18 protein-coding genes are annotated in these 20,817 nt (G+C 62.0%); 9 read left to right on the forward strand and 9 right to left on the reverse strand.

Annotated features, from left to right (window positions below; all coding sequences use genetic code 11):
* Positions 1-26 precede the first annotated feature (26 nt).
* Positions 27-689 carry a beta-phosphoglucomutase gene (gene pgmB, locus E4656_RS01285; RefSeq protein WP_135480472.1) on the forward strand — a complete coding sequence of 221 codons (663 nt, stop codon included), beginning with the start codon at positions 27-29 and terminating at the stop codon, positions 687-689.
* 6 nt (positions 690-695) lie between these two features.
* Here the strand turns inward: pgmB and E4656_RS01290 are convergent, their stop codons facing one another.
* On the reverse strand, positions 696-2,516 hold the full coding sequence (locus tag E4656_RS01290; protein ID WP_135480474.1) for an SLC13 family permease: 1,821 nt from the start codon (positions 2,514-2,516) through the stop codon (positions 696-698).
* Positions 2,517-2,558: 42 nt separating this feature from the next.
* Entirely contained in the window at positions 2,559-3,002 is a 444-nt protein-coding gene (locus E4656_RS01295; protein ID WP_135480476.1) for a methylglyoxal synthase, read from the reverse strand.
* A gap of 137 nt (positions 3,003-3,139) precedes the next feature.
* Between E4656_RS01295 and E4656_RS01300 the strand changes: the two genes are divergently transcribed.
* Complete coding sequence (locus E4656_RS01300) at positions 3,140-5,440, forward strand: CHASE2 domain-containing protein (RefSeq protein ID WP_135480478.1); 2,301 nt, start codon at positions 3,140-3,142, stop codon at positions 5,438-5,440.
* Between the two features lie 482 nt (positions 5,441-5,922).
* On the opposite strand, the gene E4656_RS01305 is transcribed toward E4656_RS01300, so the two are convergent.
* The gene (locus E4656_RS01305; protein ID WP_205849063.1) at positions 5,923-6,696 is read right to left on the reverse strand and encodes a HesA/MoeB/ThiF family protein; all 774 of its coding nucleotides are present in this window, start codon (positions 6,694-6,696) and stop codon (positions 5,923-5,925) included.
* Between the two features lie 87 nt (positions 6,697-6,783).
* Here E4656_RS01305 and E4656_RS01310 point away from each other — a divergent pair, with 87 nt between their 5' ends.
* Positions 6,784-8,061, forward strand: a complete 1,278-nt coding sequence (locus E4656_RS01310; protein WP_135480480.1) for a flavohemoglobin expression-modulating QEGLA motif protein — start codon at positions 6,784-6,786, stop codon at positions 8,059-8,061.
* On the opposite strand, the gene E4656_RS01315 is transcribed toward E4656_RS01310, so the two are convergent.
* From E4656_RS01315 to E4656_RS01330, 4 genes are all read right to left on the reverse strand, one after another.
* A complete protein-coding gene (locus tag E4656_RS01315; protein ID WP_135480482.1) occupies positions 8,058-9,293 on the reverse strand; it encodes an MFS transporter in 1,236 nt (411 codons plus the stop codon). The genes E4656_RS01310 and E4656_RS01315 overlap by 4 nt on opposite strands.
* Positions 9,294-9,371: 78 nt before the next feature.
* On the reverse strand, positions 9,372-10,517 hold the full coding sequence (locus tag E4656_RS01320; RefSeq protein ID WP_205849064.1) for an ABC transporter ATP-binding protein: 1,146 nt from the start codon (positions 10,515-10,517) through the stop codon (positions 9,372-9,374).
* Positions 10,514-12,103, reverse strand: a complete 1,590-nt coding sequence (locus E4656_RS01325) for an ABC transporter permease (RefSeq protein WP_205849065.1) — start codon at positions 12,101-12,103, stop codon at positions 10,514-10,516. Before E4656_RS01325 ends, E4656_RS01320 begins: the two co-directional genes overlap by 4 nt.
* Before the next feature lie 183 nt (positions 12,104-12,286).
* Positions 12,287-13,282, reverse strand: a complete 996-nt coding sequence (locus E4656_RS01330; RefSeq protein WP_135480483.1) for an iron ABC transporter substrate-binding protein — start codon at positions 13,280-13,282, stop codon at positions 12,287-12,289.
* A gap of 214 nt (positions 13,283-13,496) precedes the next feature.
* Here E4656_RS01330 and E4656_RS01335 point away from each other — a divergent pair, with 214 nt between their 5' ends.
* From E4656_RS01335 to E4656_RS01345, 3 genes are read left to right on the forward strand one after another with little or no spacing between them, the layout of a single operon-like run.
* Positions 13,497-14,018, forward strand: a complete 522-nt coding sequence (locus tag E4656_RS01335; protein WP_167855884.1) for a TIGR03546 family protein — start codon at positions 13,497-13,499, stop codon at positions 14,016-14,018.
* 2 nt (positions 14,019-14,020) lie between these two features.
* Positions 14,021-15,874, forward strand: a complete 1,854-nt coding sequence (locus tag E4656_RS01340; protein ID WP_135480487.1) for a TIGR03545 family protein — start codon at positions 14,021-14,023, stop codon at positions 15,872-15,874.
* A gap of 49 nt (positions 15,875-15,923) precedes the next feature.
* Complete coding sequence (locus E4656_RS01345; protein ID WP_135480489.1) at positions 15,924-16,748, forward strand: DsbA family protein; 825 nt, start codon at positions 15,924-15,926, stop codon at positions 16,746-16,748.
* 48 nt (positions 16,749-16,796) lie between these two features.
* On the opposite strand, the gene E4656_RS01350 is transcribed toward E4656_RS01345, so the two are convergent.
* Positions 16,797-17,675: an acyltransferase gene (locus tag E4656_RS01350; RefSeq protein ID WP_135480490.1), complete on the reverse strand. Its 879-nt coding sequence runs from the start codon at positions 17,673-17,675 to the stop codon at positions 16,797-16,799.
* A 202-nt stretch (positions 17,676-17,877) separates the two neighbouring features.
* Here E4656_RS01350 and E4656_RS01355 point away from each other — a divergent pair, with 202 nt between their 5' ends.
* Together E4656_RS01355 and E4656_RS01360 are read left to right on the forward strand one after the other, a co-directional pair.
* Positions 17,878-18,084 carry a YjfB family protein gene (locus E4656_RS01355; RefSeq protein WP_135480492.1) on the forward strand — a complete coding sequence of 69 codons (207 nt, stop codon included), beginning with the start codon at positions 17,878-17,880 and terminating at the stop codon, positions 18,082-18,084.
* 17 nt (positions 18,085-18,101) lie between these two features.
* Positions 18,102-18,500 (forward strand): MerR family transcriptional regulator, encoded by a 399-nt coding sequence (locus E4656_RS01360; protein WP_135480494.1) that lies wholly within the window; start codon positions 18,102-18,104, stop codon positions 18,498-18,500.
* Here E4656_RS01360 and E4656_RS01365 read toward each other — a convergent pair.
* Positions 18,492-19,430, reverse strand: a complete 939-nt coding sequence (locus E4656_RS01365; RefSeq protein WP_167855885.1) for a sigma-70 family RNA polymerase sigma factor — start codon at positions 19,428-19,430, stop codon at positions 18,492-18,494. The two genes, E4656_RS01360 and E4656_RS01365, sit on opposite strands and share 9 nt — an antisense overlap.
* A gap of 88 nt (positions 19,431-19,518) precedes the next feature.
* Between E4656_RS01365 and E4656_RS01370 the strand changes: the two genes are divergently transcribed.
* Positions 19,519-20,349 carry a MerR family transcriptional regulator gene (locus E4656_RS01370; protein WP_167855886.1) on the forward strand — a complete coding sequence of 277 codons (831 nt, stop codon included), beginning with the start codon at positions 19,519-19,521 and terminating at the stop codon, positions 20,347-20,349.
* Positions 20,350-20,817 lie beyond the last annotated feature (468 nt).

The raw sequence follows: 20,817 nt of genomic DNA on the forward strand, positions 1-20,817 counted from the left end.
TGCGCTAACATCACAGGTTGAATGATATGACTCAACAATACTTCAAGGCGGCCATCTTTGATCTGGACGGTGTCATCGCCGACACTGCCCGTTTTCATTTTCTGGCCTGGCAAAGCATCGCCGACGATGAAGGTTTCAGTCTGCCGGCTGTGGTGGATGATCGGGTCAAGGGTGTTGACCGCATGGCCTCACTGAACATAGTGCTGGAATATGCTGGCCGGACCTACAGCGACGCTGAGAAAGAGGCACTGGCGGCACAGAAGAACGAACGCTATGTGAAGCTGATCGCCGGTCTGACGCCGGCTGACCTGCTGCCCGGTGCGCAGCTGTTGCTGGACCGGCTGCGTGTCGATGGCATCGGCATCGGCCTGGCCTCGGCCAGCCGCAATGCCCTGCCAGTGTTGAAGGCGCTGGGCATTTTCGAACACTTCAATACCATTGCCGATGCCAACTACATCAGCCACCCGAAGCCGCACCCGGAGATCTTTCTGACCGCTGCCGATGGGCTGGGCGTGAGCCCGGCCGACTGTCTGGGTTTCGAAGATGCCGAAGCCGGCATTACGGCCATCAAGGCCGCCGGCATGACCGCTGTCGGAGTCGGCAGTGCCGAACTGCTGCGGGAAGCGGATGATATAGTGTCGGACCTGACTGCGTTCGACTATGACCGCTATTTCAGAACTCTGATCTGAGCGCGCTCAGAACGGGAACAGAAACGGCAACATCGTCAGCGTTACCGCCATGGCCAGCAGTTGCAGAGGTATCCCGACTTTCAGGAAGTCGCTGAACCGGTAGTTGCCCGGGTTAACCACCAGCGTATTTACCGGTGAGGCAATGGGCGTGGCAAACGCCGTGGAAGCGGCGATGGCAATGGTCATCATGAAGGGCAGCGGGCTCAGACCCAGCCCCTGGGCTATACCCAGTGTCAGCGGAGCCATCAGCACCGTGGTGGCGGTGTTGGAAATGAACTGGCTGAGCACCGAGGTCAGCACAAAGAGCCCGGCGGCAATCAGCAGGGGGTTGGCCTCGCCGAACAGGGTCAGCGTCTGTTCGATCAGCAGCGCTGCCGCGCCCGACGTCTCCATGGCCAGAGCGAGCGGGATCATGCCGGCAATCAACACCAGGCTCTGAGCATTCAGCGACCGGTAGGCTTCGGTCAGGTTGAGACAGCCGGTGACCACCATCAGCAGCGCCGCCAGCAGCACCGCCCCCAGATTGGACAGGGCCCCGGTGGTCATCAGCACCACCATGCCGATCATGATGGCTATCGCCAGTGGTGCCTTTTCGCCGTGGGTGGGGGCATCCTGCATCTCCGCCGGCCGGCTGGTAATGACGAAATCCCGCCCTGTCGACAGCTTGCGCAGGTTGGCCCAGGAACCGGCCAGCAGCAGTGAATCCCCGGAGTGCAGCGGGGTATCGCTGTAGCGGGTGGCTACCGGTTCGGAACCCCGTCGCACGCCAATCACATTGAGGCTGTACTGCTCGCGAAAGCGGAGGTCTTTCAGGGTCTGGTTGCGCAGGGAAGACTCCGGCGTCAGCAGTATTTCGCTGACGCCGAACCAGGCATTCATGCGCCGGCGGTCTGACTCGGACAGACCCATATTGTCCAGACTCTGCTCCTGTGCGAGCAGTGCCACAGCTGCAGGAGCCCCGTAGACAAAGAGTTCGTCATTGATCTGGATGCGTGTATCCACCAGGGCGGTCTGGATGACGCTGCGCCGCTGGTCCGCATGACGCAAACCAACCACAGTGACTTCATAGCGCGTGCGCAGCGCGCTTTCCAGAATGGTCTTGCCCAGCAACGGGCTGTCAACTGATACGCGCAGACGGTGCAGCGGGTCCTGCAACCGGTAGCGTTCGAAATAGCTGTCCATCCGGTCCTGCGGTTCGCCCGTTTCGGGGCTCTCGCGGTCCGGCAGCAGAAACCGGGCGACACCGACCAGATACAGGGTGCCCACCGCCAGCACAGCCAGCCCCAGGGGCGTGAAGGCAAAGAAACTGAAGGTGTCGATGTCCGCTGCCGCGAGGGCATCAGTGACGATGATATTGGGCGGCGTGCCGATCAACGTCAGCATGCCGCCAATCAGGGCGGCAAAGGCCATCGGCATCAGCACCCGGGAAGCGCGCAGATCCGACTGCCGGGCCATGCTGAGCACTACCGGGATCAGCAATGCCACCGCGCCGGTGCTGCTCATGAAGGCCGACAGCAGGGCGATCACCGGCAGCAGAAGCAACAGCAGGCGGGTCTCGCTGTTGCCGCCAACCTTGAGAATCCAGTGGCCGACGGCCGCCGCAACACCGGTGCGAAACAGGGCCTCGCCGACCACGAACAGGGCTGCAATGGTGATGACCACCGGTTCGCCAAACCCGGATACGGCCTGGGTCGGGGTCACGATGCCCGATATGGCCAGCACCACCATGACGGTAATGGCGACCAGATCCATGCGGAACCGGTCGGCAATAAACACCACTATGGTGATGGCCAGCAGACCGAAGACAAAGAGTATTTCACCGCTCATGGCAGACTCCGCTGACTCCCTGCAAGAACCTTAAGCGGACGGTCAGGGTTGCAGGTTGCGATCGGTGTAGTAGGAAAAGTCCGGGCGCGGCACCGCATACTGGTCATCGGTCATGTAGGCCGAGGTCAGGATGAATTCTGCCGTGGCGCTGTTGCAGGCCACCGGAATATTCCACAGGGCTGCAATGCGCAGCAGCGCCTTGATGTCGGGGTCATGCGGCTGGGGTTCGAGCGGATCCCAGAAAAAGACCAGCAGGTCGATCGCGCCTTCGGCAATCTTGGCGCCTATCTGCTGATCGCCTCCCAGGGGACCGCTGAGCAGGCGGTGTATGTCGTCACGGCCAAGGCTTTCGGCCAACAGGCGGCCGGTGGTACCGGTGGCGAACAGTTCCAGTTGGGCGAAGCGGGTCTGGTTGCGGGCTACCCAGTCGACCAGTTCCTTTTTCTTGTTGTCATGGGCCACCAGGGCCACACTTTTTACCGCCATCTTGGTCTCCTTGTCATTTCACCAGGGTCCGGGCTGTGCCGTTTTGGTTATCATACCTGCAATTGCTGCCTGTTGTGAGTTTCAACCCGGATAAAAACTGGTGTACTCTTTTCGGACCACTCTGAGGGAGCCAGGCCGTGCAAGCATCCCCCACCACCCTGCGCCGCTGGATGCGCCGGGGCCTCAGTATCGCTCGCTCCAGTTGGGGTATTCTGCTGTCACTGGCGGTGACTGTGCTGCTGGCGGGCGAGGAGATGCGGCGCAATATTCCGACCTATGACTCGCAGGTACTGGAGCGCCTGGACTATCTCTACTACGACACCCGCATGCGCATGCTGCCGATGCCGGCCGTCGCCGACGAACCCCCCATCGTCATCATCGATATTGATGAGCAGAGTCTGGCTGAGCAGGGGCGCTGGCCCTGGTCCCGGCTGGTGATGACAGCCCTCAATGACCGTCTGCTGGACGCGGGCGTCTACACCATTACCTATGATGTGGTGTTTTCCGAACCGGAGCGCAATATTGCGCTTGAAATGGCCGAGCTGCTGGATGATGAGCTGATCTCCGGTCTGGTTGCGGGTCTGCAGGATGATGTCGACTATGACAGCCTGTTTGCCGAGTCGCTGCGCGATGCCGGGGCAGTGCTGGGGTATTCCTTCTATCCGGATGATCGGACCGCAGTGGGTTCGCTGCCATCGCCGCTGGCACCGGTACAGGATCCGGGGCTGGATGACCAGGCGCAGACACCACTGACTACTGTCAGGGCGCGCGGTCATGTAGGCAACCTGCCGGCATTGCAGGAGGCGGCGGAATCCGGCGGGCTGATCAATCCGGTGCCGGATCTGGATGGCGTGATCCGGCGCGTGGCCCTGCTGCAGGAGTATGAAGAGCACCTGTACACCAGTCTGGCGCTGGCCACGGTCTACAACTATTTTCTCTATGCCCCGGATGAAGTGAACTTCCGCATCGCGGAAGAAGGCCCGCGACGGGTGTTCCGTTCCGTGGATGTGGCTGCCGAGGGTGGGCCGAACCGAATCAACACCGATGCCTTCAGCCGGGTGTTGGTGCCCTATGTGGGGGGGCAGAAAACCTTCCCCTATGTGTCGGCCACGGATGTTATCGAAGGTCGGCTGTCCGAGGACGAGCAGGCCCTGCTGGACGGCGCCATTGTGCTGGTGGGCACCTCCTCCATCGGTTTGCTGGACCTGCGGGCCACGCCGCTCGACAACGCCTACCCTGGGGTAGAGATACATGCCAACCTGGTCAATGGCCTGATCACCGGGAATATCGGCCATCAGTTGCATGATACGCATCTGTATACAGCGTTGCTGATGCTGGTGCTGGGCATTCTGTTCAGTTTCTGGTTCCGGCGTTTCGGGCCCCTGCCGCTGCTGGGCATGACGCTGGGCTGTCTGGTGGTCGTTGCCGGACTGAACTACTGGGCCTGGACTGTGCACTGGGCCAATGTGCCCGTGGCGGCCGTGCTGTTGCTGATCGTCTTTCTCGGTGCCTTCAATATGCTGGAAGGCTTCCTGCGCGAGCGCGCTTCCCGGCAGGAAGTGCACTCCATGTTCGGGCAGTATGTTCCGGCGGAGCACATCGACCGCATGTTGCAGGCGGGTGACGACGACTTCGGTTTTCAGGGTGAGAACCGGGAGCTGACCGTTCTGTTTTCTGATATCCGCAGCTTTACCAGCATCTCCGAACAGTTGTCGGCCACGGAACTCAAGGACCTGCTGAATCGCTATTTCACGCCTATTACCCGCCTCATCTTCGAGCGCCGGGGCACCATCGACAAGTATGTGGGCGACATGGTCATGGCCTTCTGGGGTGCGCCGCTGGAAAACCCGCAGCATGCGCAGGATGCTCTGGATGCCGCCATGGACATGATTGACCGGGTCAATGCGCTGAAGCCCGAGTTCAGGGCTGACGGCCTGCCCGAGATCACGGTCGGGATCGGGCTGAATACCGGCCACATGAACGTCGGCGACATGGGTTCGGAGTACCGCAAGGCCTATACGGTGCTTGGGGATGCGGTGAATCTGGGTTCGCGGCTGGAAAGCCTGACCAAGTTTTATGGAGTGGATGTGCTGATCAGCGAAAGCACGCGCAACCAGTGTCAGGGCTACGCCTTCCGCTTTATTGATCTGATTGTCGTCAAAGGCAAGACGGAGCCGGTACGCACCTACCAGCCGGTGTGCCGGGAGTCCGAGGTCACGCCTGATCTGAGGGCAGAACTGGAGGCCTACGAACAGGCCTGGGCGCTGTATCGGCAGCGCGACTGGCCAGCCGCATCAACCGCCTTTGCAGCGCTGCTGCAGAACGCACCGCCGGCGCGGGCCAAGCTCTACAGCGTCTATCTCGAGCGCATCGAGGAACTGCGCACGCAGACGCTCGATGACGACTGGGACGGCGCTCACCGCCACACCACCAAGTAGGCTGTGGCCCTTGGCCACGCATCCTCCCCTGGCTGAACACCGTCGCCGCGTTTGACAAGGCTGAGAGCTCAGCCTCCTCTGCGGTGGTACCCTGGCCGCAGACACGCAAAAAACGTCGTCCCTGACAGCTCGACTGCGCACATCCATGTGCGCAGACGGTCTGCGGCTCAGTGCACCACCGCCCGGCGGCCGCACCACCTGCACCAATTTTCGATGCGGCCTCATTGTAGGCTGTGGCCCTTGGCTCGAATGCGTGAGCAAGGCCCGAACCGTCGGACCGCACAGCCTACGGTACGGTGGCAGGGTTGGAGTCGCCTGCCGGGTACAGGCCTGTGAGACCGTTTGCGGCCAGGGACGGCCGCAACCGAGCTGGCATGGATGCCGTTTTTTGCGTGTCTCACAGGCCTGTACCCGAGCGTGGCGACGGTGTTCAGGCAGGGTACCCGCAGAGACGACACCCCGAGTGTCGGCAGCTACCCGCCTCAATCGCGACTCGTGTCGCTCGCTACAAATGAGGCACAGGCGGGGCACTCGGGGTTGCGCTTCAGGCGCAGGGTCTGCCATTCACCGTGGCGGGCGTCGAACAATTGCAGGCGCCCGATCAGGGGCGTGCCGGCGCCGGTAATCAGCTTGATCACTTCCAGAGCCTGGTAGCTGCCCAGCATGCCCACCAGGGGTGATACCACCCCGGTTTCGGCGCAGTTCAGGGCCTGTTCGTTGCTGTCCGGATACAGGCAGGCAAAGCAGGGCGAGTCAGCCAGGCGGGGGTCAAAGGTGCTGATCTGCGCTTCCCAGGCGATGGCCGCCGCAGACACCAGCGGTGTGCCGGTGCTCAGACAGGCCCGATTGGCCGCATGACGGCTGCTGAAGTTGTCCGTGCCGACCACCACCACTGTGGCGGCGGCCGCCTGCTGTTGCAGCTCATCGTCGTCCAGCGCCCGGGGCAGGGCATCCACCTCGATATCCGGGTTCAGAGCCAGCAGATGCCGGCGTGCCGAGTCGGCCTTGAGCTGGTCGAGGCTGTCCTGTCGATGCACTATCTGCCGTTGCAGGTTGGACAGCTCGACCACGTCCGGGTCCGAAACCACCAGATGGCCAACCCCGGCGGCGGCCAGATACATCAGCGCCGGGCTGCCCAGGCCCCCGGCGCCCAGCACCAGTACCCGGGCATCGGCCAGCGCCTGCTGACCCTGGATGTCGATCTCGGGCAGAAAGATATGCCGTGAATAACGCAGTAGCTGGTTGTCGCTCAGCATGAGTCAATTCGTCCGAAAAGGCTTCGCCGGATTGGCTGTGTTGGGCTATTGTAACACGCATGAATCATTCTCCGCGCAAGGCAGCCCATGACCACTGAACCCCTGCTGCATCAGGCCCGCGAGCTGTCGGAGCGGCTGGTCAGTCTGCAGGCGCCGATTCGTATTCTCGATGCCGTGAACTGGGATCGCAGCGTGCGCGAGACCTTCTTTCGTTACCAGGGCGAACGCAACCCGGAGGTGGACCGGGACTATTATGCCAACCGCCCGCTGGGTTTCGAGCCGGCGGAGCTGCGCCAGGCTTTTTCCGACCTGCAGCGTGATGTGGTGCGCCAACTGGGCCAGTTGAACCCCATGACCCAGTACATGAGCAAGATGTGCCGCGAGTACCGGGATGTCATCCGCATGCTGGAAGCGCGGGGCACGCGGGAGTTCCATAATCTTTCTGTCGAGCTGTTTGGTGACTCGCATGATGCCTTTCATGCCGGGGAGCCGACGCTGGCCGAACTGGCCGACATGCTGCAGCAGCCACTGGCAGGCCTGCTGGCCAGCGACCAGATGCCGGAAGAACCCAAAGACATACCGGCCGCTGAAGCGATGCGTCGGCTGCAGGCGCAGGTGGATGCCAGCATGCCGGATGTGCCGGTGCAGATCATGCTGTCCGATGGCATTCTCAGCGATGCCGCAGCAGGCAGCGACCGCATCAAGCTGAATCAGGACGTGCTCTTTTCCCAGCGCGAGCTGGATATTCTGGAAGTGCACGAGGCCTGGATTCATGTCGGCACCACCCAGAACGGGCTGGCGCAGCCCTGGCTAACCTGTCTGAGCAAGGGCACGCCCAGCGCCACCATCACCCAGGAAGGCCTGGCCGTGCTCACCGAGATCATCACCCTGAAATCCACCCCGCGCCGTCTGGCCAAGCTGGTCAATCGGGTGCAGGCGACGGCCATGGCCTCCGAAGGCGCGACCTTTATCGACATCTATCGCCACTATATGGCGCAAGGGGTCAGCGAAGATGCGGCCTATACCATGGCGCAAAGGGTGTTTCGCGGCAGTACGCCGGAAGGCCTGCCGTTCACCAAGGACCTGGCCTATGTGAAAGGCTTTGTGCTGACCTACAACCTGATTCGGGTGGCCATTCAGTTGGGGCGTATCGACCGCCTGCCGCTGTTGCTGGTCGGCAAGCTGTCGATAGATGATTTCCGCCTGATCACCGAACTGTACGATCAGGGGGTGATTGCACCCCCTAAGTTTGTACCGCCGCATTTCCGCGACCTGCGCGGGCTGACGACCTGGCTCAGCTTCGGTCGCTTTATCGGCCAGCTCTCCTTCGACCAGTTGGAGCGGGATTACGGCTCGCTGTTCTAGCTTTGCGGGGCTCTGTTGCCGGTAAAGGCGAACTGGGACAGCGTGATCACCACACAGAGCAAGACCACACTGCTGATCAGCATGGACGTCAGGCTGACGTCGGCATCAATGGCCAGCCCCACCATCAGCGGCGATGCGGAGGTTGCCAGTACCCCGCAGGCGGTGACCAGGGAACGAATGGCCCCGATATGGCGCACGCCATAGACCTCTGCCCACAGCGCGCCCATGACCGGTGCCGTGGCGCCCATGCTGGTGCCGGCCAGGAACATGAACACCATGGCCATCAGCGGATGCTGGGCCGGAATCAGCAGCAGCAAGCCCAGCAGGGTGGGGAACATGCAGACCCGCATCATCTGACGGGCGCTGAAGCGGTCCACCAGCACGCCCATGCCCAGGCTGCCCAGCCAGTGCATGGCCCCATAGACGGCAAAGCAGAGCGCAAACCATTCGGGCGACCAGCCCTTGGTCTGCAGCAGAAAACCCTGGTGTATGAACACCGCAGTGACCAGAAAGCCACCCGACAACAGCACCGGCAGAACCAGCCAGAAGCGGGCATCGCGCAGCACATCACGGCGCCGGTAGGCCAGTTCCGCGCCTGTTTCGCCTTCGGTTTCCTTTGCTGCCTGCGCCGGGTCCAGCGAGTGCGAGCGGCCGATGCGGCGCAGCAGCAGCCACATGACCGGCAGCAGAACCAGCGGCACCAGGGCGGCAAACAGCAACCAGCTGCCGCGCCAGCCTACCCAGGCCAGAATGCCCACCACGGCCAGCGGCATCAGCATCTCGCCCACCGGCGTGCCCGAGGCTGCAATGCTCATGGCCTTGCCCCGGCCGTGCTCGAAGTAGCGGGCCATGGTGCTGATGCCGGTGTGCGGCATCAGGCCCTGACCGCAGAGCCGCAACAGAAAGAAACCGGTCAGCAGGGTCCAGAAGTTGACCGCATTGGCCAGCACCAGCATGGCCAGGCCCAGGCCGATGCCGACGGTGGCGACATAGTAGCTCAGCCGAACGCGGTCGATCAGGGCGCCCACAACGATGATCGACGCGGCGCTGCCCAGAGTGGCGACGGAATACGCCAGGCTGTAGGCCGAGGCACTGAGCCCCAGATCCTGCTGTATCGGGGTGCCGAACCAGGCAATGAAGAATGACTGGCCGAAATTGCCCCAGAAAAAGGCCAGAAAACCGAAAGCCAGCAGAGCGGCATTCTGGCGCATGAAATCCATATAGGCGCGCATAGACAGAGTGTTCCTGAATATTGTGTCGGGTGAGAACCCCGGGATCGGGTGTGGTCCGGCCAGAAAGCCGGACGCGATTCAGCCTCGCAGTATAACGCCTGGCTGCCGAGGTGTCAGGCGGGCCGGGGCGCCAGCGGGCAAGACGCAGTCATAGGGTGCGAGCACCTTGTACTCTGCCGGTGTGGTACCTGCGGTCTGCACGCGGTAGAAGTTGTCATGGCCGCGGAATTCCCGGCTGATGACTTCGCAGTTGGCGTCGCTGGCCGGGCTGGCCTCCAGGCTCAGGTGTTCCGGCCGCAGTGAGACCATGACCTCGCCCTGAGCCTCGGTGCTCAGGTTGATTTCACCCAGTGGAGACTGGGCCTGCCGCCCCTGCGCCAGGCAGGGCAGCAGATTGGTGTGCCCGAGAAACTCGGCGACAAAGGCGGTTTCGGGCACATGGTAGACCGTCTCTGGTGTCCCGGTCTGGCACAGGCGGCCAGCCTGCATGACACCGACCCGGTCGGCAAAGGACAGCGCCTCGGCCTGATCATGCGTGACCAGAATTGCCGTGGTGCCGGCCTTCTTGAGCAACTGGCGGACTTCAATGCGGGTGCTTTCCCGCAGCGCTGCATCCAGGTTGGAAAAGGGTTCATCCAGCAGCACCAGTCTGGGCTCTGCCGCCAGGGTGCGGGCCAGGGCTGCTCGCTGTTGCTGGCCGCCCGAAAGCTCGTCGGGCATGCGTTCGGCGAAAGTGGCCAGGCCGACCAGTTGCAGCCACTCTCTGGCCCGTTCAGCGCGTTGAGCACGAGGTACCTGTTGCATGCCGAACATGACATTGCGCAGCAGGTTCAGGTGCGGAAACAGCGCATAGTCCTGAAACACAACACCAATATGGCGGTCGCGCGGTGCCAGTTCGAGCACGCTGCGCCCGTGGATCAGGACATCACCTGCATCGGGCGTTTCGAAACCGGCGATCATGCGCAGCGTCGTGGTCTTGCCGCAACCGCTGGGACCCAGCAGCGCCAGTATCTCGCCCTCGTGCAGGTCAAAACTGACGTCCTGCACGGCAGCTGCATCTTCGGCGCGGTAGCGTTTGGTCAACTGCTGCAGTTGCAGCAATGGGGCCGGGTCGGCGTTCTGCATGGAACCTCGCTTGTCTGCGGCCGCTGGCTGGGCCGCGGCGCTGTCATCATGATTCGCCTTCGGCTCCTGGAGCCGATGGCGGGGCAGTGCACTGTTCATCGTTTGCTCTCCCGGCTCAGCATCAGGGCCACCGTCAGGCTGGAAAATACGACTATGGCTGCTGCGAAGGGCGCCGCCTCAGCATACATGCCTTCGGTGGTGCGCGTGAATACGGTGACGGCCAGGGTGTCATAGCCGGTCGGCCTGAGCAGGAAGGTGATCGGCAGTTCCTTCATCAGAAAGACGAACACCAGCACTACCCCGGTAATGACCCCGCGGTTGAGGCGCGGCAGCATGACGCGGAAAAAGGTCGACAGCGGCCCATGGCCCAGTGACTGGGCGGACTCTTCCAGATTGGGTCGGGTCTGCAGCAGTGACGAGCGAATAGGTCCCAGGGCCAGCGCCAGGGTGGCCATGACCCAGCCCAGAATCAGCAGCGGCACCGTCTGGTAGAGAAAGTGAGCCGTGTGCAGCGAAAAGAACACCAGTGCCAGACCCAGCGTCAGCGGCGGGATCGAATAACCGATATAGGCCGTGCGCTCCACGGCCGCGGCCAGCCGGGACGGGTAGCGCACTGACAGGTAGGCCACCGGTATGGCCAGCAGCGCCGCCAGTATGGCAGCGGGAATGGCTGCCGACGCCGAACGCAGGAAGGTGACGGGCACGTCCGTGAAGAAACTGATATCCGGCGGCGACAATACCAGCCAATAGGTCAGAATCAGGCTTGGCAGGCCCAGTGACACCAGCACCACTGCCAGCACAAACAGCCAGGCGGGCAGGGCCATCCAGCCCAGCCGCATGGGGCGGGCCTGACGCGCCGCTCCGGACCCGGTGCGGGCATACTTCTTCTTGTGCACCACGAAGGCTTCCAGCGCCACGAAGGTCAGAGCCATGGCCAGCAGCATCAGGGACAGCCAGGCCGCATAGATGCGGTCCGAAGCGCTGGAGATCTGGGTATAAATGGCATAGCTGAACACTTCATAGCGCATCAACGCGATGGCGCCGAAATCGCCCAGGGTATACAGCAGTATCACCAGCCAGCCGGCCAGCATGGCCGGCAGCAGGTGCGGCAGGGTGACACTGCGGAAAATATGCCAGCGCGAATAGCCCAGACTGGCAGCACTTTCTTCCAGATTGGCATCCAGGCCGTGCAGGGCTGCGCGCAGGTTCAGAAACAGATAGGGAAAGGTGTAAAGACTGAGGGCTATGGTGGCCCCCCAATACCCCTGAATGCGGGGCAGTCGAACGCCGAACCACAGCGCCGAGACACCATGGAAACCACCTACGCTCAGCAGCGCATAGGCCATCACATAGCCCGGTACGGCCAGCGGCATGACCGCCAGCAGGGTCACCCAGCGGCGCCCGGGCAGGTCGGTTTTGACCACCAGCCAGGCCAGCGGCAGGGCAATAGCGGTACAGACAGCGGCAACGCCAAACATCAGGCGCAGCGTATTGAGCATCAGGTCCAGATTGCGCGGGCGGAAAACCAGATGCTGAACGGTGGCCCAGTCGGCCTGCAGGGCGCGCAGCACCAGGTAGAACAGGGGCAGTGTCATCAGCACAATCACCAGTACCGAAGGCCACAGGATATAGGGCGGTATGCGGTGTCGTGCAGGTTTGAAGACGATGGCGGTCAGAATATTCACCTTACTGCCCGAAAACAAAACCGGAATGATAATGAGTTTCAGCTTGGAAGCAAGTTGGACGCCCGTTTCAGAGCGGACTTCCTGCTCTGGATCAAGAGTCGGGATACTCTTGCTGTGAGAGCGGCAGCAGGTATCCCGGAAGAGCCCACTCCGGGCAGAACCCGCCCGGAGTGGTCTGTGCGTTTACAGCCAGCCTGCTTCGCGCAGCAGTTCCAGCGTACCGTCCAGATCGGCCAGGTCATCCAGGTCGATCACGGGGGCGCTTGCCAGTACCTCGGACAGGTCAGTCAGGTCCGGGTTGCTGATGACATCACTGCGTACCGAGTACTCGTTGACCACTGAAGTAAAGTACTGTTGCGCTGACTGAGTCAGCAGGTACTCGACAAACTGGACTGCGGCGTCCTGGTTGTCGCTGGCGTCCAACAGTGCAATACCGGCCACATTGACCATGTTGCCGATATCACCCGAGGTGAAGAACTTCTGGCGTACCGGGTAGTCCGGGTTGTCGCCGGTGAAGCGCGGCAGGTAGTAGTTGTTGACCAAGGCATAGTCGACTTCACCTTCGGCAATGGCAATCACCTGGGTGGTGTTGTTGCGGTAGACCTGAGCATCGTTGTCACGCAGGGCCTGCAGCCATTCCAGAGTGCGGTCATCGCCGTGTTCGACGCGCATGGCGGTGACAAAGGCCTGGAAGCTGCCGTTGGTCGGCGCGACACTGACGCGACCACGATATTCTTCATTGACCAGGTCGAACACGGACTCGGGATGTTCGGTTTCCGGTGCACGCTCCGGAGAATAGGCCAGTACCCGGGCCCGGCCGCTGGTGGCGACCCACTCGCCGGTGCGGCTGGTGTAGATGTCCGGCAGGTTGTCATAGACGTGCTCCGGCAGGGTAGCCAGCAGGCCGGCATTGGCCAGAGCGCCCATGGCGCCGGCATCCTGACCCCAGAACAGGTCGGCTGGAGTGCGGCTGCCTTCTTCCTGCAGCAGTACGGCCAGTTCGGAAGTGCCGCCATAGCGAACGTCTACCGAGAGGCCGGTATCGCGTTCGAATTGCTGCACGATCGGGCGTACGAAAGATTCGCCACGACCGGAATAAACGGTCAGGTCCGCGGCGGCGGCAGTGCCGGCCCAGAGACTGGTGGCGGCCACAGTGGCGGCGAGCAGGTGTTTGTACATGGAATCTCCTTATCAATGCGTGTTAGAGCTTTGTTGGGTTTGAGAATGGAGTCGGCAAAGCCGAAGACGATAGAGAATATAAATGAGAATTATTATTATTGCAAACATGTTTTGAATGCATTCCAGGTGTACAGATTGCGTCGCAGACATGGCTCCAAACGAGCGGCAGGGCTATACTCGCCGCCAGGACATCTCATTACAGGGAGATCGTGTCATGCTGGGTCCATTTCTCGGCCCCGTTGCCAAATTGCTCAAGGCCATCGCCTCCGAAGCCGGTCCCTGGCAGATTGCCTGGGGCTTTGCCCTGGGCATGTTGCTGGGGGTTACTCCGTTCTGGTTGCACAGCGTGGTCATTCTGCTGTTGCTGATGGTGTTGCGGGTCAACTTCGCCAGTGCCCTGGCGGGTTGGGCCCTGTTCGGCCTGTTTGCGCTGGGTCTTGACTACGGCTCCCATGCGGTAGGGGAGTGGTGGCTGACGCATCCGGCCTGGCAGGACACCTGGACGGCGCTGTATCAGAGCCGGGCGCTGCAGCTGTGGCATTTTCACAACACCCTGATGCTGGGTAGCTGGGTCATCGGTCTGCTGTTGCTGGTACCGGTGGCGTATCTGGCCTACTGGTCCATTCCGCCGTTGCGCCTGCACGTCGTGCCGGTACTGCAGAAGTATCACCTGCTCAGGGCCAACAAGGCCAACAGCTGGTACGGGCGCTTTGTCAATGTCTGGCGGAGGTTCTGACCATGGCTGGAATAACCTCGTTTACGCGTCTGTTCCGCTGGGGTGGACTGATTCCCTTTGTCGCCGTTGTGGGTGGCCTCTGGATCGGGGGCTATTTGTTTGCTGACGTCATTGCCCGCTCGCTGTTGCAGTCCAACCTGACCCGCATACAGGGCGCGCAGGTTGATGTGGGTAATGCCGATGTGGCCTGGCAGCCGTTCGGGCTGGTGGTGGACGATATCCAGATGACGGACCCCAATCGACCCAGTCACAATGCGGTGCAGGTGGGGCAGGTGGCGATGCAGCTCGACCTCTGGGCGCTGCTGACCGGCAAGGTGCTGGTGGAATCGCTGGCGGTCGATGAGCTGCGTTTTGATACCGAGCGGGCCAGCCCGGGCCGGGTGATCACTCGTGCGCCCAAGCCGCAGCGGGAAGGGCCGACGGCAGCCCAGCGCGCCATGGATACCGTTGATCTGCCCAGTCCGCGCGACGCTCTGGAGCGCCATGGCCCGCTGGAAACAGAGGCTCGGGCCGCCGCCGCAACAGCCACCCGTGAACGTGTGGTCGGTAACGTATCCGAGCGGGGCGAGAACCTGCCGGATGATCAGACCCTGGCCTCGTACCGCCAGCGGGTAGAGCAACTGCAGAACCGCAACCTGAACAGTCTGGATGCCATTCAGCAGGTGCGCGCTGAGGTGTCCGAGCTGACAGCGGCAGTGGCTACCGACCGGCTGGCCATGGAGCAGTTCCTGAACAGCGTCGAGAGCGGTCAGCGGGATATCCGCTCGGCTCTGAATGAACTGCTGGCGGGTCCGGGAGAGGATATCGCCGCCATTCTGAATACCTACAACCTGACTCCGGACGGGCAGATTGCCCTGGCCGGCCTGCTGCTGGGCGAACAGTGGGCCCAGTGGATCGAACAGGGACAGCAGTGGTATGCCACGGCCCTGCCGTGGATCGAGCGTCTGCTGGAGCGTCGTCGTGACAGTCAGCAGACAGAGCGCCGCGGCGTGGACAGCTATTTCGTACTGTTCCCCGAAGAGAACCCGGTGCCCCGGTTCTGGTTGCGCGAGGCACGTATCTCGGCACACACAGACGGCGGTGACTGGGGCGGGCGCATCGTTGATCTGTCCAGCAATCCGGTTCTGATCGACCGACCGGCCGTCATGGAGGCGCGCTCTACCCGGCTGGATGCGGCCGAAGCCGCGCAACTGGATATGATCTGGGATCGCCGTCAGGGCAATCAACTGGATGTGCAGTTCAATATTGATCGCTGGCGCGTCTCCGGCTGGCAACTGGATCATGATGAGTTGCCGGTTGGCCTGCGTTCCGCACAGACTGACATGTCTCTGGATGCAAGCTGGCAGAATGGCTGGACCGGCGGCATGAACTGGCAATTCGGGCAGACCCGTTTTGGCATGCCGGCAGAATGGCGTTCGGGCAATCTGTTGCGCCAGGCGCTGGAGTCTGTCAATCAGTTTGATGTGCGAGCCGACTTCAGCGGCAATGCGGTCTTCCCCCGTACCCGCTGGTCGTCCGATCTGGATGATCGGGTCGCGAGTGCCGTGCGCGCCGCCGTGGGCGCTCAGGTTGCCGAGTGGGAAGGGCAACTGCGGGCCGAGCTGGACGACCGGCGGCGCGAACTGGAAGCCCCGGTACGCGCCGAGCTGGAGCGTCTGGATGCGCAGCGTGTCGAGTGGGAGCGCAAGCGTGATGCGCTCGACAATGATGTGCGTGCGGCCCTGGCGTCACTTGAGCAGCGGGCGGTGGATGAACGCCGGGCGGTTGAGCAGCGGCTGGATCAGGAGCGCCGAGAGGCCGAACGCCGGGCCCGCCAGGAGATCGAAAACCGCGCCCGGGATGCCCTGCGGTTCTGAATACAACAAGCGGTGTCGAATACCGAAAACTGGAATATAGAGGTGATTTGTGAACAGAGTGCTGTTGATTGTTGTGGTCGGGTTGATTTTCACTGCCGCTGCAGTGGGTGGTCTGAAAACGGCCATGACACCACCTGCCCCGCAGGCTGATGCGGTTGACGCAAGGATGGAAACCCGCCTGCAGGCCCTGGGTCTGACTGAGGAGCAGCTTGAAGATACGATCATCAGCGGGGTGGAGGCCTTTATTGCACGGCAGCAACAGGCGCAGCGGGAAGCCCAGCAGCAGGAGCTGCGGGCCGCAGCGGAAAATCTGCGCCCGGCCAGCCCAGACGAGGACTTTATTCAGGGCGACGAGAGTGCGGAGTTCTCACTGATCGAGTATTCGGATTTCGAGTGCCCGTTCTGCAAGAGATTTCATGACACCGCCTCGTCATTCAATGCCAACAACGACAACCTGAACCGGGTCTATCGGCACTTTCCGTTGCCCAATCACAACCCCCAGGCCATGCAGGCCGCGATTGGCGCCGAATGTGTCGGGCGGGAACTGGGCACAGAGGCCTACTGGGCCTTCAATGATGCCTACTATGCCGGTACCCGTTCCGGTGGCCGTGGTCTGGAAGATCAGAGTGTGGCGGAGCTGATGGTGGCCACCGGCATGTCGAGCGAAGCCACCGAAAGCTGTCTGAGCGATCCCGAGATGCAGGCCCGGGTCGAGACCATGCTGGACGAAGGCCAGCGTGCCGGAGTCAGCGGTACGCCCGGCATCTTCATTCGGCACAACCCGACAGGACAGGCCCTGCGGGTGCCGGGTGCGGTACCATTGCCCGACCTGCAAGGCCGCTTTGACAGCTTTGCAGCCCAGACAGGCGGCTGAAGGAGCAAGCTCAATTCCGGTGCCCGGCCGTCTGCCAGGGCACCGGCGTCAGTGCTGAAGCGCCTCGAGACGCGCGTCTTTCCTGGCCCAGAGTTCGCTGACCCACTGCTGAAAGGCCTGCCGATAGGCTTCGTTGTTCTGGTAGTCCCCCTGCCGCCACGCCGGCTCGACCGGCAACTGCTTCACTTCAATGTTGACTTGCCGAATCTGGCCACACAATAGCTTGAGGAAAGTCGGCTTGCCGTCCGGATAGTGGATGGTGACATCCAGAATATGATCGATCTGGTTGCCCATGGACTGCAGCACAAAGGCAATGCCACCGGCCTTGGGGCGCAGCAGATGCCGATAGGGCGACTGCTGACGGGCGTGCTTGGCCGGTGTAAAACGCGTGCCTTCGGGGAAATTGATCAGGGTGACCGGCATGTCACGGTAGCGCTCACAGGCCTGTTGCGTGGCCTGAAGGTCCTTGCCACGCAGGTGTGGCTTCTTTTTCAGGGTGGCCTGGGAATAGCGTTTCATGAACGGAAATTCCAGCGCCCAGAAGGCCAGCCCCAGCAGCGGTACCCAGATCAATTGCTGTTTCAGGAAAAACTTGTAGAACGGCAGCCGCCGGTTGAACGTCTGCACCAGCGCCGGTATGTCGACCCAGGACTGATGATTGCAGACCAGCAGATAGGACTGGTTGCGGCTGAGTTGCGACGGGTCCGTGATGTGCCAGTGGATGGAGGTGAGGCGGTTGAACATCTGCTTGTTCGCCTCGGCCCAGGTCTCCGCAATCCACATCACTGCCAGTGAACAGAAGCGTCGGAATGCGGAGAGCGGGATGACCAGCTTGCAGAGGGCAATGATCATCATCGGTATGATGCCCAGAATGGTAAAGCTGAGCATCAGAGTGCCGGTCATCAGACCGGTAAACAGGGACTTCATGAATCTGCACTTCCTCAGTGTTGCGGGGCCATGCTGCACATGGCGATCAGTTCTTTTTGTTCGGGTTCTGGTCGCGCGGTCGCGGTCGCCCGGGTTACTCCTTGCACTGCCGCCGCATTATAGCAAAGAGGATACTGATTTGACTCCGTTCGATATTCGACCATACTGGGGCTGTTGATCAAAACGATATGAGGACACTGCCATGGATCTCGGTTCAGCCGCCTCAGTAGGGGCCTATGCCAGCCAGCGGGCGAATGCGGACGTACGCGAGGAAGCATCCCTGCGGGTTTTGCGCATGGCTCTGGATGGCCACGAAGACCGTGCTCTGCAACTGATAGAGAGTGTCACCCCGGCGGTTGAAAGCGCCGAGCTCTCCTCACTGGGGCAGCACATCAGTGTGCGCGCATAGGCAGGTAGCAGTTCTCCATGCGCATCGGTGAAGCATCCAGAGCCTCCGGCCTGCCCAGCAAGACCATCCGCTATTACGAAGAAATCGGCCTGCTCAGCAGCAAACGGCTGACCAACGGTTATCGAGATTATTCCGCCACCGACATTCAGGAACTTTGTTTTCTGCGCCGAGCTCGTGATCTTGGGTTCAGCATTGAAGACTGCCGCAGTCTGGTAGCGCTGCACAATAACCCGCAGCGTGCCAGCATGGATGTGCAGCGGGTGGCCCGGCATCGGCTGGCGGCTATTGATCAGCAGTTGGCCGATCTGGAAAGCATGCGCAAAACCCTGCTCGATCTGGTGGCCGACTGTCCGGGTGATCAATCTTCGGATTGCAGCATTCTGGAGGGCCTGGAAGAGGCTGCGGCCTCACGCTGATCGGTCGGTAGCCTGATCCTTCCGCACCATTCTCAACGCCTCCTGCTCCAACTGGCGCGCCCGCTCCCGACTGATGCCCAACTGGTCAGCGATTTCCCGATAGCCCACGGCATCACGCTGTTCGATACCGTAGCGCAGGGCCAGTACCTGGTGCAGGCGCTCGGGCAGATTGCGCGTCAGTTGTTCCACCAGCCGGCGAGCATCGAGTTGCGCCTGGGGCTGGGTGCTCTGTTCATCGCTCAGATGCAGTGATACGTCCGGATCATCCAGTGACAGCGTCTCGCTGAAACCGCCCCAGGCCGGACTGGACTGTGGGCTGTCCTGATTCAGTTCGATCTCCCTTTCACGGTGCTCTTTCTGCTCTTTCCAGGCCTTGTTCAGGGCGCTCAGAGGTGTGCGTACCGTGTGCCCTTTCTGTTTGATGGCCAGCGTGACGGCCTGTTCGATCCAGAAATGGGCATAGGTTGAGAAACGGTAGTTCTTGCGCGGGTCGAACAGGTCCACGGCCCGGATCAGGCCCAGATTGCCTTCCATCACCAGATCACCGTAGTCCAGACCGCGTGGCAGCTTGCGGTGGGCAATGCGAATGACCATGCGCTGATTGTGCAGCAGCAGGCGGTCGCGCAGCGTGCGCACCAGATCCCGGCGCCGGTTCAGCCCTGCCGGGCCGGCTGCCCGGGTCTGCTGCAGCCACCAGGCATAGTTGTCCTGTCCGGTCTGCCAGATCGGTGCACTGCCGGCCCGGCAGGCAGCCAGAGTCTCGCGACACCGCCGCATGTACTCGGGCCAGGGTTGCCCCTGCCAGCATTGCAGGCGGACGACATTCACCATCAACGACCAGAGCATACGGCGTTGTTGCTCGGGCGGCAGCGCCGGATGACGGGCTGCCATATCGGAATACCAGGCCACACTGTCGTCAAACATCATCATGCACCAAACCAAATGGGTTGTAGTGTACGTATGTACTTTCCGTGACATGAGATCACCGGTCGCCCAAAATTCGCACGGAAATCGAGACATGAGTGAGACAGCATTACTATTCAGTATGGCAGAAACCAGTCGCCGCACTGGTGTGAGTACCGCTACTTTACGCAAGTGGGCGGCCCGCTATGACATTGACGCCAGCCAGAGATCGCCCGGAGGGCACCGTCTTTACACGGAAGCTGATCTGGAACGCCTGCAGCGCGTCAGTGAGCTGAAGGCCAGAGGCTGGAACCTGGCTGATCTGGCGGCGATGCCTGCCGATGATCTGCGCCGCATGAGTCCGCTGCAGTCGTCGGATGACATTCCCGGCCGTATTTGTTTTTGCGGCCCGCGAGTGGTGAAGGATTTTGCACCCTGGTTTGCCGAACGCGCCAGTGCACTGGATGAGGCCGATATCAGCCTGGCTACCGGTGTTCTGGTCTGGGAGGTGGGGTCACTCAGTGATCAGCATGTGTCCCGGGTGCAGCGCCTGGTGCAGTCCGGGGTGCCGGTGTTGCTGGTGTATCACTACGCGCTGAACCGGCGCTTGCAGCAACTGGAGGCCGTCGGAGTAGTGACCCAGGCGGGTCCGCTGGACTGGGCTGCCCTGATGCGCTGGCTGCTGGAGCAGACCCCGGACTCGAGGTTTTCCGACAGTGAGTTGCGGAGCTTCACCCTGCAGGACAATGCGCTGCCCTGCAGCTGCCCGCAGCATCTGGCTGAGCTGCTGTTGAAACTGCGTGATTTTGCCGCCTACTGTCAGCAGTGCAGTCTGGACTCTCCGGCACAGGCGGACCTGCACCAGCGCCTGTATCACTGGACGCAGGCGGCGCAGCGGCCGCTGGAAACCGGACTGGATGCCGTGCTGGAACATGAGAAGCCGTAGCGGGACAACGTGCCGCCTTGCTGCAGGGCCACTCCAGTAGTGCCTCCCCAACTCGGGGGCCTGCGGCCCCATCGCGCACGGGGTGCGCTCCTACGGTGGTTATGTTCCGTGGGAGGCCAGCCCCTGGCCGATGGCGGCGTCAGCCGCCCATTGAAAGTAGCCTGCGATGGCGCGGTCGCCGGGAGTGGGTGCTGGGTGAGCAGACCGTCTGCGCACATGGATGTGCGCAGTCGAGCTGTCAGGGACGACGGTTTTTGCGTGTCTGCTCACCCAGCACCCCGACCACGGCGGCAGGGCCCCGATCAGGACCCCTCCTGCATGTACCCGAGCGTGGCGACGGGCCGGTTGGCACAAGTCATCAGGCGGCACCCCCAGATGTCGGAATCTGCTCGCCTAATCGGGACTTGCGCCGAAGCGTCGGACCGCCCTCGCTACACGTCCCTCGCCCTCGCTACACGTCCCTCGCCC

Origin of the sequence: Natronospirillum operosum (genome assembly GCF_004768465.1) — a bacterium.
In the GTDB taxonomy this organism is placed as follows: domain Bacteria; phylum Pseudomonadota; class Gammaproteobacteria; order Pseudomonadales; family Natronospirillaceae; genus Natronospirillum; species Natronospirillum operosum.

Coding starts and splice junctions, on each gene's coding strand:
- pgmB (WP_135480472.1), top strand. CDS start 27: ATGACTCAACAATACTTCAAGGCGGCCATCTTTGATCTGGACGGTGTC.
- E4656_RS01290 (WP_135480474.1), bottom strand. CDS start 2,516: ATGAGCGGTGAAATACTCTTTGTCTTCGGTCTGCTGGCCATCACCATA.
- E4656_RS01295 (WP_135480476.1), bottom strand. CDS start 3,002: ATGGCGGTAAAAAGTGTGGCCCTGGTGGCCCATGACAACAAGAAAAAG.
- E4656_RS01305 (WP_205849063.1), bottom strand. CDS start 6,696: ATGCTGAGCGACAACCAGCTACTGCGTTATTCACGGCATATCTTTCTG.
- E4656_RS01310 (WP_135480480.1), top strand. CDS start 6,784: ATGACCACTGAACCCCTGCTGCATCAGGCCCGCGAGCTGTCGGAGCGG.
- E4656_RS01315 (WP_135480482.1), bottom strand. CDS start 9,293: ATGCGCGCCTATATGGATTTCATGCGCCAGAATGCCGCTCTGCTGGCT.
- E4656_RS01320 (WP_205849064.1), bottom strand. CDS start 10,517: ATGAACAGTGCACTGCCCCGCCATCGGCTCCAGGAGCCGAAGGCGAAT.
- E4656_RS01330 (WP_135480483.1), bottom strand. CDS start 13,282: ATGTACAAACACCTGCTCGCCGCCACTGTGGCCGCCACCAGTCTCTGG.
- E4656_RS01335 (WP_167855884.1), top strand. CDS start 13,497: ATGCTGGGTCCATTTCTCGGCCCCGTTGCCAAATTGCTCAAGGCCATC.
- E4656_RS01340 (WP_135480487.1), top strand. CDS start 14,021: ATGGCTGGAATAACCTCGTTTACGCGTCTGTTCCGCTGGGGTGGACTG.
- E4656_RS01350 (WP_135480490.1), bottom strand. CDS start 17,675: ATGAAGTCCCTGTTTACCGGTCTGATGACCGGCACTCTGATGCTCAGC.
- E4656_RS01355 (WP_135480492.1), top strand. CDS start 17,878: ATGGATCTCGGTTCAGCCGCCTCAGTAGGGGCCTATGCCAGCCAGCGG.
- E4656_RS01360 (WP_135480494.1), top strand. CDS start 18,102: ATGCGCATCGGTGAAGCATCCAGAGCCTCCGGCCTGCCCAGCAAGACC.
- E4656_RS01365 (WP_167855885.1), bottom strand. CDS start 19,430: ATGATGATGTTTGACGACAGTGTGGCCTGGTATTCCGATATGGCAGCC.
- E4656_RS01370 (WP_167855886.1), top strand. CDS start 19,519: ATGAGTGAGACAGCATTACTATTCAGTATGGCAGAAACCAGTCGCCGC.